This window comes from Nostoc sp. ChiQUE02 (assembly GCF_034531305.2).
Lineage (GTDB): Bacteria > Cyanobacteriota > Cyanobacteriia > Cyanobacteriales > Nostocaceae > Nostoc.
In genome coordinates this window covers 73,542-89,027 of record NZ_JAVRBN020000019.1, presented here as the reverse complement: position 1 = coordinate 89,027, position 15,486 = coordinate 73,542, and the positions used below count along the sequence as shown (strand labels likewise).

12 protein-coding genes and 2 pseudogenes are annotated in these 15,486 nt (G+C 41.3%); 9 read left to right on the top strand and 5 right to left on the bottom strand.

Going from position 1 to position 15,486, the window contains the following annotated elements; translation table 11 throughout:
• Positions 1 to 114: 114 nt before the first annotated feature.
• Positions 115 to 504: a hypothetical protein gene (locus RM347_RS20175; protein ID WP_322716960.1), complete on the bottom strand. Its 390-nt coding sequence runs from the start codon at positions 502 to 504 to the stop codon at positions 115 to 117.
• A gap of 677 nt (positions 505 to 1,181) precedes the next feature.
• On the opposite strand from RM347_RS20175, the gene RM347_RS20170 reads away from it, so the two are divergent.
• The 5 genes from RM347_RS20170 to RM347_RS20150 all read left to right on the top strand — a co-directional run bounded on the left by RM347_RS20170 (position 1,182) and on the right by RM347_RS20150 (position 5,689).
• Positions 1,182 to 1,739 (top strand): hypothetical protein, encoded by a 558-nt coding sequence (locus tag RM347_RS20170; RefSeq protein WP_322716959.1) that lies wholly within the window; start codon positions 1,182 to 1,184, stop codon positions 1,737 to 1,739.
• A 73-nt stretch (positions 1,740 to 1,812) separates the two neighbouring features.
• Positions 1,813 to 3,606 (top strand): calcium-binding protein, encoded by a 1,794-nt coding sequence (locus RM347_RS20165; protein ID WP_322716958.1) that lies wholly within the window; start codon positions 1,813 to 1,815, stop codon positions 3,604 to 3,606.
• Positions 3,607 to 3,721: 115 nt separating this feature from the next.
• Entirely contained in the window at positions 3,722 to 4,624 is a 903-nt protein-coding gene (locus tag RM347_RS20160) for a sulfotransferase family protein (RefSeq protein ID WP_322716957.1), read from the top strand.
• Positions 4,625 to 4,689: 65 nt separating this feature from the next.
• Complete coding sequence (gene cysC / locus RM347_RS20155) at positions 4,690 to 5,250, top strand: adenylyl-sulfate kinase (RefSeq protein WP_322716956.1); 561 nt, start codon at positions 4,690 to 4,692, stop codon at positions 5,248 to 5,250.
• Between the two features lie 238 nt (positions 5,251 to 5,488).
• Entirely contained in the window at positions 5,489 to 5,689 is a 201-nt protein-coding gene (locus tag RM347_RS20150; RefSeq protein ID WP_322716955.1) for a GNAT family N-acetyltransferase, read from the top strand.
• Positions 5,690 to 6,006: 317 nt separating this feature from the next.
• Here the strand turns inward: RM347_RS20150 and RM347_RS20145 are convergent, their stop codons facing one another.
• Together RM347_RS20145 and RM347_RS20140 are read right to left on the bottom strand one after the other, a co-directional pair.
• The gene (locus RM347_RS20145) at positions 6,007 to 6,303 is read right to left on the bottom strand and encodes a hypothetical protein (RefSeq protein WP_322716954.1); all 297 of its coding nucleotides are present in this window, start codon (positions 6,301 to 6,303) and stop codon (positions 6,007 to 6,009) included.
• Between the two features lie 202 nt (positions 6,304 to 6,505).
• Positions 6,506 to 8,599: a TonB-dependent receptor plug domain-containing protein gene (locus tag RM347_RS20140; protein ID WP_322716953.1), complete on the bottom strand. Its 2,094-nt coding sequence runs from the start codon at positions 8,597 to 8,599 to the stop codon at positions 6,506 to 6,508.
• Between the two features lie 389 nt (positions 8,600 to 8,988).
• Between RM347_RS20140 and RM347_RS20135 the strand changes: the two are divergent.
• The 4 genes and pseudogenes from RM347_RS20135 to RM347_RS20120 all read left to right on the top strand — a co-directional run.
• Positions 8,989 to 9,465, top strand: a pseudogene (locus RM347_RS20135) (IS4 family transposase); the annotation flags it as partial.
• 128 nt (positions 9,466 to 9,593) lie between these two features.
• Positions 9,594 to 10,288 (top strand): annotated as a pseudogene (locus tag RM347_RS20130) (IS4 family transposase); the annotation flags it as partial.
• A gap of 361 nt (positions 10,289 to 10,649) precedes the next feature.
• Positions 10,650 to 12,776 (top strand): glycogen debranching protein GlgX, encoded by a 2,127-nt coding sequence (gene glgX, locus RM347_RS20125; protein ID WP_322716952.1) that lies wholly within the window; start codon positions 10,650 to 10,652, stop codon positions 12,774 to 12,776.
• Between the two features lie 436 nt (positions 12,777 to 13,212).
• Entirely contained in the window at positions 13,213 to 13,839 is a 627-nt protein-coding gene (locus RM347_RS20120) for a Uma2 family endonuclease (protein ID WP_322716951.1), read from the top strand.
• An 11-nt stretch (positions 13,840 to 13,850) separates the two neighbouring features.
• Here RM347_RS20120 and RM347_RS20115 read toward each other — a convergent pair whose 3' ends face one another.
• Together RM347_RS20115 and petJ are read right to left on the bottom strand one after the other, a co-directional pair.
• Entirely contained in the window at positions 13,851 to 14,780 is a 930-nt protein-coding gene (locus RM347_RS20115; RefSeq protein WP_322716950.1) for a tetratricopeptide repeat protein, read from the bottom strand.
• Between the two features lie 176 nt (positions 14,781 to 14,956).
• Positions 14,957 to 15,292, bottom strand: a complete 336-nt coding sequence (petJ, locus tag RM347_RS20110; RefSeq protein WP_322716949.1) for a cytochrome c6 PetJ — start codon at positions 15,290 to 15,292, stop codon at positions 14,957 to 14,959.
• Between the last annotated feature and the right edge of the window lie 194 nt (positions 15,293 to 15,486).

Sequence of the window (15,486 nt, the reverse complement as noted above, 5' to 3'; positions counted from 1 at the left end):
TATTAATTCGTAATTGATATCCATAATTGAATTAGTTATAGATTTAGACCCCAACTAATTCAAGATCACCACGAATTACGAATTACGAATTACGAATTACGAATTACGAATTAGTTAAAATCTGATTCCCAGTTGCCCGTTAAAGCCACGAATAGAATTGTAACCAGCACCAACAAAAACGTTATCAGTAGCACCTACCTGAACACCACCGGAAACTGCAACACCTTTATCCTCTGAATAAAGTCCAACTCCTACATAAGGTGAGATGACAGGCAAACTGATAAATTTTAAAACATCTACTCCCGTAGCGCCATCAGGGCCAGTTCCTAGCTCAACCCCAAAATTTAAAGCTCTAGCGCCTACAGCATAAGTTACATCACCATCTTTTCCACCGACTGAAACCCAAGGTTGCGGTATAAGTTGAGCCGATGCTTGACTTGGGGCAAATAAAGCTAACAAAACGATGGATGTAATTAATGTTTTAGTAATAATCGTTATTTTCATGTTATTTTTTTCCATTAACTCGTGCATTTTAATTGTCTTCTCACAACTACCCTTACTTCAGCCAAAGTTTGGGCATGATGGCTAGTCGTGACGGATTGAACCTCATTTGAGTGCCCGATGAGTTCAAGCATTATTTTAGTCATGTAATATTAGTTACAGCACTTTTCGTGCATTGCAACCACATCTATCGTAGGGGCACAAGAGGACAAGGACTGAGAGTTACAGTAATTCTTCCCCCTTGTCTCACCATTCTCTTATGGTCAGGTATATTTGCTGATTACTTTATCAAAATGCCTGATTGCTTTCTCAAAATACTTAAATGCTTAAACAAGATTTATGTATAGCTCAGTTGCTTAGTAAGCGCTATGACTATATATTTAGCTACAACAATATTTACTTAGTAAAGTGGGAAAAGTGGGTTTAGTAGGACGTTTTGTAAGAACCCTTGATTAAACTGTTAATAAGCTGTAAATTAATCCGTAATACATAGTCAATATAAAACTACACAAGTCATTGAGAAAACGCAAGGGTTTGGGATTGCTTCTCTACAAGACGCGATAGCCGTTTGCGCTAGCTTCTCCAAAGGAGAAGGCTTAAGATTCGCTTATCGCCAACACTTTGTACCCCTCTCCTAACAAAGGGGAAGACAACAAACGCGTTCTCCAAAGGAGTACGTAATGACTCCAAAAAGAAGTCAGAATTCAGGAGTAAAGCCAGAGACCCTCCGCCAAAGCTTCAAAATCACTCTTCGTGGGCGATTCAAGCAGTCGCCGAACAAGCAAATGCTGTCGCCGAACAAGCAAATGCTGTCGCCGAACAAGCAAATGCTGTCGCCGAACAAGCAAATGCTGTCGCTCAACAAGCAAATGCTGTCGCCGAACAAGCAAATGCTGTCGCCGAACAAGCAAATGCTGTCGCCGAACAAGCAAATGCTGTCGCTAAACAAGCAAATGCGATCGCTAAACAAGCAAATGCGATCGCCGAACAAGCAAATGCGATCGCCGAACAAGCAAATGCGATCGCCGAACAAGCAAATGCGATCGCTCAACAAGCAAATGCGATCGCCGAACAAGCAAATGCGATCGCCGAACAAGCAAATGCTGTCGCCGAACAAGCAAATGCTGTCGCCGAACAAGCAAATGCTGTCGCCGAACAAGCAAATGCGATCGCCGAACAAGCAAATGCGATCGCTCAACAAGCAAGTGCGATCGCATTTGCTTATAGCAACAAAGTAAGAGGATTGCTCAATGCCAGGAATAATGGCATTTGTCGAATCGTTAAACAAAGAAAAAACGAGAGGTAAAATTTATGACACTATATCAAGTCACTCAAAGCACCGACAACGGAAACGGAGACACGGTAGGCACTCTCAGCTATGCTATCCTCCAAGCCAACCGCAATGAAGGGGCTGACGCTATCGAGTTCAAAACGAACACCAGAATTACGGGGGTGATGAAAACCCTGCTCGACAGTGATATCGTGGTCATCGGCAACGGGAAGTCTGTCAGTGGCGATGCCAACAACAATGGGCAAACGGACAATGGAGATTTGCGTCCCTTCTTCATCAAGTCGGGAAAAGTGGATTTCTACGACCTGACCATTACCAACAGCACCGCTAAAGGAGGGGATGGCGGCCCCGGAGGAGGTGGTGGTGCGGGAATGGGAGGAGGGATGTTCATCTACGGTGGGGATGTCTCTTTGAGCGATGTAAGTTTTAGCAATAACCGAGCGCAAGGTGGCAACGGCGGCAGTATAACTGGGAATAGTAATGGCGGCGGCGGTTTATTCGGTAATGGGAACAACCAAGGCGGCGGGGGATTGTTTGCTTCTAGCACTGGTCAGCCTGGTGGCTATGGCGGTAATGGGAACTACGGGGGCTACGGTGGCACCACTAGAGTTGCCCCCAGCGGCTTTGTCTTGGGCGGCAACGGCGGCTTCGGCGGTGGCGGCGGCGGTAACTTACGCACCAGTAGCAACGGCAACGGTGGCTTGGGCGGCAACGGTGGCTTCGGCGGCGGTGGCGGCTTCGGCACTATCTTGGGCGGCAACGGTGGCTTCGGCGGCGGCGGTGGCGGCGGCAACGGCGGCGGACCTGGTGGCTACGGCGCTGGCGGAAACGGCGCTGGCGGCAGCGGTGGCTACGGCGCTGGCGGCAGCGGAAGCACTTCCACAACCAGCAATGGTGGTGCAGGTATGGGAGGTGCTATTTTTATACGTAGTGGCACCCTCACCCTCAATTCCGTCAATCTGAATAACAACAGAGCTACCGGCGGCGGAGGAGATACTGTGCTTACTGAAAGTAACGGTCAAGGCTTGGGAGGGGCATTGTTCATTATGAAGCGCACTACCAATACCAACGACAACAACCAAGGAATGCCCACCACTTTGCCTACTGTTGTCTCTGAAGGGACGCTGCCAACTTACTCAGGGAATTCTGCCGCTAATGATAATGGGAGCAGCACTAATAACGACAACGTATTTGGCACCATCACTACGGTGACTGAACCCAAGGCTGGTAATGATCTAATCAATGGCACCAGCAGCAACGAAACCTTTGATGGCCGTGCTGGTAACGACACCGTAAACGGCGGCGGTGGCAACGACATCTTACTCGGAGCCAAGGGCAACGACTTCCTCAACGGCAATGCTGGGAATGACATCCTCTACGGCGGACTTGGTAATGACGCGCTCAACGGTGGTGCTGGTAATGATACCCTGATTGGCGGTGCTGGGAGCGATCGCTTTACCTTCAATTCTGGACAACAGTTCACTCAAGCTAACGCCGAATTAGTGGGGCTAGATACCATCACCGATTTCGTGCGAGGTACTGACAAGATAGTTTTATCCAAGACCACTTTCACAGGCATTGATAGTGCAGTGGGCGATGGATTCAGTCAAAGTGGTGAGTTTCGAGTAGTCCAGAATACCAATGCCCTGAGCAACCTTCTTGGAAGTCTCGGAGCAGTCAATATTGTTTACAACTTAGAGACGGGAGGCTTGAACTACATCTCTGACAATCCTTTGTCGCTGAGGTTCACTCGAATTGCCACCATTCAAGGCAACCCTCCACTAAATGCAAGCGATTTTCAGATTGTCGCCTGAGTAAGAGGCAAGGGGGCAGGGAGGAAGGAGCAGGGGGAGCAAGATAAAAATAACTAATGCCCAATGCTCAATGCCCCATCTGGTAGTTTTTTAATTAGTAACTAACCAAAACCCAATGATGCAACCGAAATTACACTTCATTTCTGGATTACCCCGTTCGGGTTCCACCTTACTCGGAGCATTACTGCGGCAAAATCCCCGATTTCACGCCGACATGAGCAGTCCTGTTGGGGGTCTGGTTATCAGTATGCTGGAAGCCATGAGTGAGAATAATGAGTTTTCAGTTTTTATTACACCTGAACAAAAACAAGCTTTAACTTTAACGATTTTTTCAACTTTCTATCAGCCGCAAGCCGACAAAGCAGTTATCTTCGATACCAATCGCTTATGGTGTAGCAAATTGCCTTTAATCCACCAGCTATTTCCCGACGCGAAAGTGATTTGCTGCGTGCGGAATGTCGCTTGGATAATGGATAGTGTGGAACGACTAATCAGGAAAAATGCATTTGATGTGTCGCGTTTATTCAATAATTCTGGTGAACGTTCTACCGTTTACACGCGCACCGAAGCTTTAAGTCAGCCGGGAAGGTTAGTCGGGTTTGCTTATAACGCTCTCAAGGAAGCTTTCTATAGCGAATATAGTGCATCTTTACTCTTGGTAGACTACGACATATTAAGCCAAGCTCCCGATAAAACTTTATCGCTGATTTATCAATTTTTGGGAGAAGAACCCTTCGAGCATGATTTTACCAATGTGCAGTACGAAGCCAACGAATTCGATCGCCGCCTGAATACAAATGGACTGCATCACATCCGCTCAAAAGTCGAGTTTCAACCTCGTGCAACCGTTTTACCCCCTGATTTATTCGCTCAATATGAGGGTTTATCTTTCTGGGAAACTCCCACTAGCAGTAGTCTAGCCAATGTGATTGTCGCCCAGCCACAGATTCCCCTAGCGCCCCCCCTGGAGAACGGAAGTATGGCAAATACATCTGGTGTTTTTTCAAACTTGAGATGATTTTAACCTAGAGGCGATCGCTAATAACTAAAGGTTCAAGACTGTTGTTAAATATTAAATAAAACATGAAACAACAAGGTATGATCCTCTGGCTGACAGGCTTAAGTGGTGCTGGAAAAACAACAATCGCCCACGGTGTAGCCCAAAAACTGCAAAGGAGAAATTATCGCTTAGAAGTGCTAGATGGTGATGTCGTTCGCACCCATCTTTCACAAGGATTGGGTTTTAGCAAAGAAGACCGAGATACAAATGTGCGTCGTATTGGCTTTGTAGCTGAATTACTTAGTCGCAATGGCATAATTGCGATCGTTGCTGCAATCAGCCCCTACCGTGAAGTTAGAGATCAACTCAAACAGACAACAACTAATTTTGTCGAAGTTTATGTAAATGCTCCACTTGCAGTTTGTGAATTCCGTGATGTCAAAGGACTTTACACCAAAGCACAAGTAGGACAAGTTAAACATTTTACTGGCATCTCTGACCCTTATGAAGAACCATTAAATCCAGAAATTATTTGTCAGACTGATAAATTCACCCCACAGCAATGTGTTAACCAAGTACTTCACTATTTAGAACAAAAAAGATTGATCGATTTCTATAAAAACCTAATGCAGATTTCATCATGATATATGAAGAAAATATGATTCAACTATTAAAATTTGATGATTAATAATCTAAAATAATACTCTAATTAATCAAGGTTTATTATAAGTATGATTACATGAGTATATGAAGAATACACATAAGAGCTTATTGCCACACGGGTACGTTATTCGCAAAGCGAAACCTGTTGATATGTGGTTAATTCTTTTGTTTATTATTAGAGGAAGACTTGACCCTTCTCAACTAAAATAGCAGCAATTTTTGGTTGTTGAGCATGATAGCTTTTTAGTCGCTTTCGGACAGTTACGAAACTTTAAATTTGCACAAGAGCTTGGTAGTCTATTTGTTGTACCAGCTTACCGAAATCAAGGATTAGGGACTTTTTTAATGCAGCATTTAATTGCTCAATCTATTCAACCGCTTTATTTAAAATGTTTAGAACATCAATTAGAAATTTTTTAGGCTCAAAGAGGCTTTATCCCTGTCAGCTATGAGGAATTACCAGTATCACTCAAGTCTAAGTTCCGCTTGTCTCAATTACGAAAGAATTTATTAAAAGCTTTTGTAGTATTTATGAAGTATCAATATCCCATCTGAAAACTTATTTGCATCGCGCATATTTTCACAATATTCATCTATGATTGCAACTGTTGGGTGAGTATCTCTTGCCATTAAACGTTTTTAGTAAGCAAGAAAACTTTGAGAGATTATCTGATTCCCAGCCTCCGACTGGGAATGCCTACTTTGAGGCTTCGCGTCCCTTACTCGCGGCAGCAACCCTACTCAAAAGTAGACACATCTCGCAGCAAACTAGGAATTTCCCCTTGAGAGAAAGGAAACTCCAGTAAGGTTTCTCTAAGACCCAAATACCCAGATTCAGCAAAAGATAAAAGCATTCTTGAAAGTGCTAGCCAAACCTCCGGTTCGTATTCCCAATCACGATAACGCGAAGCATGAGCGGCAATTGAACGTAACGCCCAGAAATAAGAGTTCCGCACCACCGAACCACCCTTCTTAAACTCTGGCAAATCTTCGTGGTGGATAAAAAGTATTTGATTTTCAATTCTGGCTCTCATAACAATTTTAAATTTTATATTTTAGATTAAAAGTAAATTTTAAGTAGGGTGCGTTACGACTTTAGCCTAACGCACGATGTTATATCGCGGTGCCTCCTCTTTACCAAAAAGCTGCTCTTTGTCTCTGTGTTCTCTGCACCTCTGTAGTTCAATAAATAACTTTTAAACCGCAGAGTCACAGAGAACGCAGAGATTTTAACACCTAAAAACTGGCGTTTAAACCCACACGAAAAGTGAATCCAGGGCTATATATGCGATTAACTCGCTCATATTGCTCACCGAGTAAATTTTCTAAGTAAACTGTTAATCCTAAATTGCTAGTTAAAGGTACACGACCGCTCAAATCTAAATTCACAAAAGATGGTGCAAAATCTGTAGCCTTGTCACCAGGATTAGCAAAGATGGATCTGCGAGCGCCACTATTGTAAGTAACATACAAGTTAGCCTGCCATCCCGCATTTTCATAACCCACGCCAGTTTGCAGTACAGAGTAGGGAATCAAGCCTAATTGCAAACCTCTCTCTGAACCTGTTTTTATTTGAGCATCTGTATAAGTGTAGTTGAGGAAAGTTGACCAGCCAGCCGCAATTCTTAATTGCAATGCAGCCTCTAAACCATTGGTATCTACTACTCCAATGTTTTCCCATCTTCCAGCGATAACTCCCAAGCGATCGCCTATGCTACTACCAAAGTAAGTAAACTGCCCAATCAGATTTTGAGAAAAATTGACATCTACTCCCGCACTCCAAGTAGAGCCAGTTTCCGGTCTTAAATCAGGATTAGGTTCCCAACCATGAACTGTATCATAAACATACAACTGATCTAACCCAGGATTGCGTTGTGCCCCTGCCCAACTTCCACGCACTGCTACTATTGGTGTGACGGCATAACGTAACCCAACACTAGGGTTGAGATAATTTCCAAACTGACTGTCAAAGCTTTGCCTTAGCCCTAAATCTATCAGAAAGTTATCGCTAATATTCCAAGTATTGACAGCAAATAAAGCTGTATTGAATAAACTCCTATCTTCAGTTTCATTAGTAGCAATCCTACTAGGATTTGTACTCAAAACATCACCAGTTAAATCGGTGTTTTTCAAATCTAATCCCCAGCGCAATTTATTATTGGAAGTAACCTTCCACTCATGATCTACCCTGGCTGTAAGTTGTTGGGTATCTAAAGCTCCTGTGCGGTAAAATGCTCCTGTAGGACCATAAGTGCTGAAATAATCTTGGTTATAACCAATTGAGGTTGTCAGGTTAGAGCTTTCCCCATTACCTAGCCGAGTTTTCCAGGATAAGCCAACATTTAAACCATCGTGGTCTAATCTATCTCTTTGCAGAGGGAAACCAAAATAAATTAAGCCACGACGACTGCTGAGTGCAGTAACATCTAAATTCAATGAATTTTTTTTATCTAAATCTAGTCCAATGCTACCAAAGTAAGTACTTGTAGCTGTGTCTGCATTCGATAAAAATCCCTGTTCATCACGATTTGCTGCACCTACAGGGACGCGGTAACGGTTATCTGTAAAGAATCTTTCAAAGCTAAAGTTATATTTGACATTATTGGATGAACCAGCATAAGTTACTTGCTGATTATTTAAACTCAACGAGCCAAATTCTGCACTAGCACTCAATTTAGGTTTGCCATAACCTTCTTTGGTGATAATATTCACAACTCCCCCAAAAGCTGAGGAACCATACAATGCGGAGGCTGTGCCGCTATATAATTCCACTCGTTCAATAGCCTCTACAGGAATGCTATTTAAATCAGTCCCACCATGATAAGTATTGACATTATTGTTAATTGGTCTGCCATTAATCAGAAATACAGACTGATTAATTGAGGCTCCCCGGTAATATGTACCTGTATGAATATCTGCACCATGACCTACATCATTGATCGCAAAACCAGGCATTCTTTTCAAAATATCGGCTAAACTTGTAGCGCCCTGCTTTTGAATTTCTTCTTTATCAATTACGTAAGTTGGGGTAGATTGAGGTAGGTTGTCTGGTTCTGCGATCGCTTCTATGGAGATATCTGCATCATCGCTCGGAGTTTGCTCTGTTTCTGGCTGAGTTTCTGGATTATCCTCACTCGGTGCAGATTGTTGAGTTAATAATTCGGCATTAGTGACAGGTAGCTCGATTTCACTCAAACTCGGAATATCTGAAATGACTTCGGTTGATTTATCAGTATTTCTCTGCTTAATTTCACTCTCAGCAGCATAGGCAGGAAACGCTATCAGTAAACTCGGTAAAGCAACTGTTAGCAACAAAAAATCCTTTTTCACGTTCTCTTTCACACCAAGTAAAAACAGTCACTACGTAGCATTGTTGCTGTAATAGTAAAATCGTGTCAAAAGACACGCTGTCATATTTCCCCAGTTCAGATGAGACTGTTGGTCAATTCACTATCAATACTGTTCGGTTAAGGCAAGAGACGCGATGAATCGCCGTCTCTATATTGTAGAGACGGCGATTTATCGCGTCTTTGTGATGATTTATAGCATCTTTGTGATCTAAAATTTTCATCAAAAAACCTTAACCGAACCGTATTGAATTCACTATGTGTTAACTGAAGGGGGGACAAGCACCCGAAAGCCTTTGTACTGTATTAAGTTGAGCGAATTATGGTAAAAAAAGATAGGTCAGTATTGTCAATAAGACCTATCTGTTGAAAATGTTACCTGAATTATACCAGAAGCATCTACAAAGTTTACTTTCACAGTCCGAATTAATATTTCTGACGCTGGTGATTAACGTAGTACAAAATATCAAAGATGTGAAACTAGAGAAAATATCAGAGTCTCTACCATTATTCATTCAATCCCATTCAAGACGGAAGAAGTTACAAAGGTTTCTATCATTACCAATATTGAATATAGAAGAATTGTGGTTTCCCATAATTGAACAATGGTTAGCTCAAACTTTCCTCGGAAATCAGCGAATATATTTAGCAATTGATAGAACTAATTGGAAAAGAAAAAATCTACTAATGATTAGTGTAATTTATCAAAAAAGAGCTATTCCGATATACTTGAAGCTTTTAGCGAAATTAGGTAGTAGTAACTTAGAAGAACAAACTAAGGCATTATCAAAGATTATCCCCTTATTTAACAACTATAAAACGGTGGTATTAGGAGATAGGGAGTTTTGTTCAGGCACTTGCCAAGAATAAATCAGCCCAGCCGTCGCTTTCGCCTTGAGGGCGAAAGCGCCTAAATCTCTCGGTTTTGCCAAAAATATTATTGATACGGCTGGGCTGATTTATTTATTGGATCTCCCTCAGTGAGCTTGGCTAAATGGCTTGATGACCAAGGGTTTGAGTTTTGTTTAAGACTCAAGAAAAATGATTTTATTGAGTTGAAAGATCATTTGTGGTGTGAAATAAAAGATTTGGGTTTAAAACCAGGAACATCTTTTTTTGTGTCAGAGGCGACGGTAACAAAAACTAAACAAGTGAAGGGATTTAATGTGGCTTGCAAATGGAAAAAGAATTACCGTCAACACAAAGCAAAAGAAGGATGGTTTATTTTAACTAACATGAATAGTAAAACAACAGCTATTCAGGCATATCAAAAACGCTTTGATATAGAAGAGATGTTTAGAGATTTTAAAAGCGGTGGCTACAATTTAGAGGAGACAAATTTGGAAGGTAAGCGGTTTATTGCTTTAGTCTTAATCATCTCATTAGCTTATACTATTGCTACATTACAAGGTCAGAACATTCAGAGTAAAGGAATCGCAAAATATGTGGCACGTCCCAAAGAATATGGACGTTATCACAGAAGGCATAGTAACTTTTATATCGGTCTTTATGCACATAACTGGGTTAATTTCATTGGTTATTGTTGGAGTTTAGTTCAAGATTTAATGCGATTAAGTCGCCATAAACTAGAGAATTATTTACAAGGGATGAGAGCTATGAAGCTTATACAGTCAGCTTTATAGGCTTCATGTCGCCCCTTCAGATGTGTTAAACTCCAGAGCGATCGCATTTGAACAAGGCTAAGAGGCAGGAGAAAATTCGACCCCGAATGATTTAAAGCCATGTAAAGAGCCTTACGCTGTGGAAAGCTGAGGCAACAGTGAGGGTTTAAAACCCTTGCTTTGTAGCGTTAGTGCATCCTACTATAGATATCGTTGCCCTCTGCGTTAAATTTTTCAAACTAAAGGAATAGAGATTTCTATTACTAATGATAGAGCAGATAACATTATTAAGAGGTTAAATTGTAATATTGATGATTTTAACGAATTATTAGTAACTTCAAATCTTAACTAATTATTCAAAAAAATCAAAGTCAATTATTTACCGAAAAACTAATTATTCAAGATTAACTTATGTATGTAGCTTTATGGCCAGGGAACGTATATCCTTTAGGCGCAACTTGGGATGGGAAAGGGACAAACTTTGCTTTATTTTCGGAAAATGCAACAGGGGTAGAGCTTTGTTTATTTGATAATGATGGCGAAGAAATTCGTATACCTTTGACAGAAAAAAACAATTTTGTTTGGCATGGTTACTTACCAGGAGTGGGCCCAGGTCAAAAGTATGGATTTAGAGTGCATGGGATGTGGGCACCGGAAGCAGGTCATCGATTTAATCCCAACAAATTATTGATTGACCCCTACGCCAAGGCCATTGACGGTGAGTTTAGTAACGATCCATCTGTCTTTGGCTACTCTCTAAATGCTGAGGAAAAAGACTTAGCTTTTTCTGAATTAGATGATGCCAAAATAATGCCCAAGTGTGTTGTTGTCGATCAATCTTTTGATTGGGAAGGCGATAAACTACTTTATACACCTTGGCATACAACTGTTATTTATGAAACTCACGTCAAAGGTTTTACTAAACTACATCCAGCTATTCCAGAAGAGTTGCGTGGCACTTATGCCGGGTTGGCGCATCCAGCTGCAATTCAACACTTACAGCAATTAGGAATTACAGCAGTTGAGTTGATGCCAGTACATCATTTTCTATCTCATCCGGGACATTTAGAAGATAAAGGATTAAGCAATTACTGGGGCTACGATTCCATCAACTATTTTGCCCCCTATTCTAGTTACAGTGCTAGTGGAACTGTGGGACAACAAGTCACTGAATTCAAGCAAATGGTCAAGGCACTACATTTTGCCGGAATTGAAGTGATCTTAGATGTGGTTTACAACCACACTGGCGAAGGAAATCATTTCGGGCCAACGCTATCTTTGCGAGGTATTGATAATTCTGTATATTACCGTTTGGTAAAGGACGATCCTCGCTACTACATGGACTTTACAGGCTGTGGTAACTCTCTGAATGTGCGTCATGCTCAAGTTCTGAAGTTAATCATGGATAGCCTGCGCTATTGGGTAACAGAAATGCATGTAGATGGCTTCCGCTTTGATTTGGCCTCGGCGCTGGCACGGGAATTATATGAAGTAGATAACCTATCAGCTTTCTTTGATATTATTCATCAAGACCCAATCTTGGCAGATGTGAAGCTCATTGCTGAACCTTGGGACTTAGGAGAAGGCGGCTATCAAGTCGGAAACTTTCCACTGCGTTGGTCTGAGTGGAATGGAAGATATCGGGATACAGTACGAGATTTTTGGCGTGGTGTAGATGATAGTTTAGGACAATTTGCTTATTGTTTTACCGGTAGCCCTGACTTATATCAAACAAACGGGCGCAACCCAAATGCAAGTATTAATTTCATAACTGCTCATGATGGTTTCACGTTAAATGATTTGGTCAGCTACAACGAAAAGCATAACCACGCAAACGGGGAAGATAATAGAGATGGTGAAAGCCATAATAGATCCTGGAATTGTGGTGCAGAAGGTGAAACCGACGATCCAGAAGTAATGCGTTTGCGCGAACGGCAACGACGAAACTTTTTAGCAACCCTAATGCTATCTCAAGGTGTCCCAATGCTATTAGAAGGGGATGAAATTGGCTGTAGTCAAAAGGGAAATAATAATGTTTACTGCCAAGACAATGAAATTTCTTGGCGGCATTGGGATTTGCATAAAGCGAACTCGGATTTACTAGACTTTACACGCGAACTAATTAATTTTCGCCATCAGCATCCAGTATTCCGACGGCGTAAGTGGTTTCAAGGTCGCCCCATCCACGGTTTAGGCATTAATGATATTGCTTGGTTTAATTCTGATGGCAGTGAAATGACTGAGAAGCAGTGGCTAGTTAGTTATGCCAAAGTAATGGAGATTTTTTTGAATGGGCAGGGAATTGCTACTCCAGGCGATCGTGGAGAGCGGATTATTGATGAAAGTTTTCTGTTATTTTTTAACGCTCACTATGAGTTAATTGACTTTGCTTTGCCCCATGAATTTAAAGAAAAGGTATGGGAGATAGTAATTGACACTAATGAACCTCGCTTTTTAGACCGAGGAAAATTAGTTTCAGGTTCTCAAACTGTACCAGTTACAGATCGCTCTTTGATGGTGTTACGCCTTATTAGCTAGCAGTACAAGAAGAAAAAGATACTCAACTTTATAGAAAAATATATTTTTCTATAAAGTTGCTAAAATATTTCAAAGATTTCAGCAATATAAAGAATTTAAATCAAAAAATCACTGATGTCTTTAAATAATTGATTATTTGGCTCCTTTAACAAAACTGGAATTGCAACAATAAGATTAGTTGCAAAAAAATTTGTAGGTTGGGTTGAGGAACGAAACCCAACACTCCGATTAATGTTGGGTTTCGTTCCTCAACCCAACCTACATATAATACTTTTAGGAGAGAGGCTTTGAAGCTTACTCCCTTTCCTTTGCAGCGAAGGGGCTGAGGTTAAGTTTGTATTGAATTTAACTGAGAAGCGCTATATGTAGTAATTACGAATTACGTTAGCATAGAGAAAAATGAATGCTTCACAAACACAATAGAAGACAATAATTTATGATTCAAACCTTACGCAAAGTAGTTACATTCGATGAATTCGTTGCTAAATATCCTGACAACACAGGAAAACGTTATGAATTGCATGATGGAGTAATTGTAGAGATGCCGCAACCTACAGGCGATCATGAAGAGGTAGTTGGATTTTTAGCCTTTGAAATTACTAGAGAGTGTATTCGTTTAAATCTCCCTTACTTCATACCCAAAACAGCATTAGTCAAACCGCCTGAAAATGAATCGGCTTACTCACCAGATGTGCTGATATTAAATCGCCCCAATTTAGTAAACGAACCTCTGTGGAAAAAAGAATCTACTGTAAGCCAAGCGGAATCAATACCCTTAGTAGTTGAGGTAGTAAGTAGCAATTGGCGTGATGATTATTTAAAAAAAGCTGCTGACTATGAAGCTGTAGGTATACCAGAATATTGGATTGTAGACTACGCTGCTTTAGGCGGTAGGCGATTTATTGGCAACCCCAAACAACCAACTGTCTCGCTCTACACTTTAATTGAGGGAGAATATCAAGTAAGTCAGTTTCGAGGTAGCGATCGCATTATCTCACCTCTTTTCCCCGAATTAAATTTAACCGCCGAAGAGATTTTTCAAGCTGGTGGATACCCTGTATAGTTATTACACTGTTAGAAAAGGGCGATTTCCGTTACAGACGAAATTTGTTCTCGCAGATTTTTCAGTAAATCTAGAGTTTTTTCGTAAGCAACTTTTTTTCCTTGCTGTCCATAGTACTCAGATGCTTTTTGTAAATCAGCGATCGCAGCTAAATGATATCCTAAGCGATAGTGAGCTACTCCCCGATTAACATAAGCCTGGGCATTACTGGGGTTAAGTCTGATGACTTGGGAAAAATCGCGCACTGCACCAAAGTCATCTCCGTTTCGTCCGCAAGCACAAGCTCGGTTAAAGTAGGCTCTATAATCGTTAGCATTGAGACGAATTGCTAGATTAAAGTCGAGCATAGCTGCTTGGGTATCTTGCAAGACTAAATGCGCTAAACCTCGGTCATTATAGATATCTGCAAGCAGTAAGCTGCTTCTTTGAGGAATTTGAGTTAGGGCTAAATTAAAGTCAAGAATTGCCTCCGAGTCTTTCCCCTCGCCAGCACGGGCTAGCCCTCGGTTGTAGTAAGCTCGAAAATCATAGGGTTTAAGTGTAACGGCTCGATTATGATCGACAATGGCAGCAGGATAATCCCCTTGTCTGTAGAGTGCCAAACCCCGATTCAGATAAGCCTCAAAGTTATCCGGTGCAAAATTTATGGCTTGCGTACAATCTGTAACAGCTTGATGGTAATCTTGTAATTGGAGATAAGCGAGACAGCGATCGCTATAAGCGACAGCAAAATCTTTCTCAAGTTCAATCGCCTGGTTGAAATTCTCTATTGCTTCCTGGTAATTCCCTCGGCGCATTTTATCTACACCCAATCCCAAAAAATCACTCGCTGTAATTTGCGTGTGCGTGATAGATATGGGTAATGAATGTGCGGATGGAGTCAAAAAAACGAAAGTTAAAGCAATAATTAGACTGACAAATAATCGCCATAAATCACTCATAATACCAAATTAGGATAGGTAGTATTGTTTGATGTTCTGGAAACAGTCTTTTTGTAAAGACTCTTAATCCAAAATCCAAAATTGGTATAAGCATCCTGTCTGACAATTTTAGAAGCAACAAAATTAGCGGGACAAAAAGCCCCGCAAGTTGTTAATTTTTGAAGTTAGATTTTAGCCTACTTCCAGTCCTTATCTGCTTGGGAAAGCACATAAGCAGCTACATCTTCAATCTGGTTAGGTTTCAAACGACTGCCGAAGGCAGGCATGGCATTTTTACCCTTTGTAACTTGGGCAATAATCGCTTCCGCTGAGTACATACCATACTTTTCTAAAGCGTCCTTCTTCAGGTTCTTCGGAGCTTGAACCAGATTTTTACCTCCTGCGTGACAAGAGGCACAATTGGCACTAAATACTTTAGCTCCACTAACAGCATCTGCTGCCAAGGCTGGACTACTGAAGGCAAAAGTGAAGATTGCTATGCCTAACAGCATCACTGTAATCATTTTTTTCATTTCGTGTTCTCTCTGCAATAACGGCTTATTCGCTGCAATATCCTCTATAATTGTGAGTTGAGGCGCTGCTATAGTCAAACGACAAGCTGTCAAACTTCGCTTTCAAGTTTTTGGATTTTGAATATTCGATATTTTACAGCTATTTACATGAAAATAACTGTAAATTTAAGGTTGTTAGTACAGAGTGATGTCTA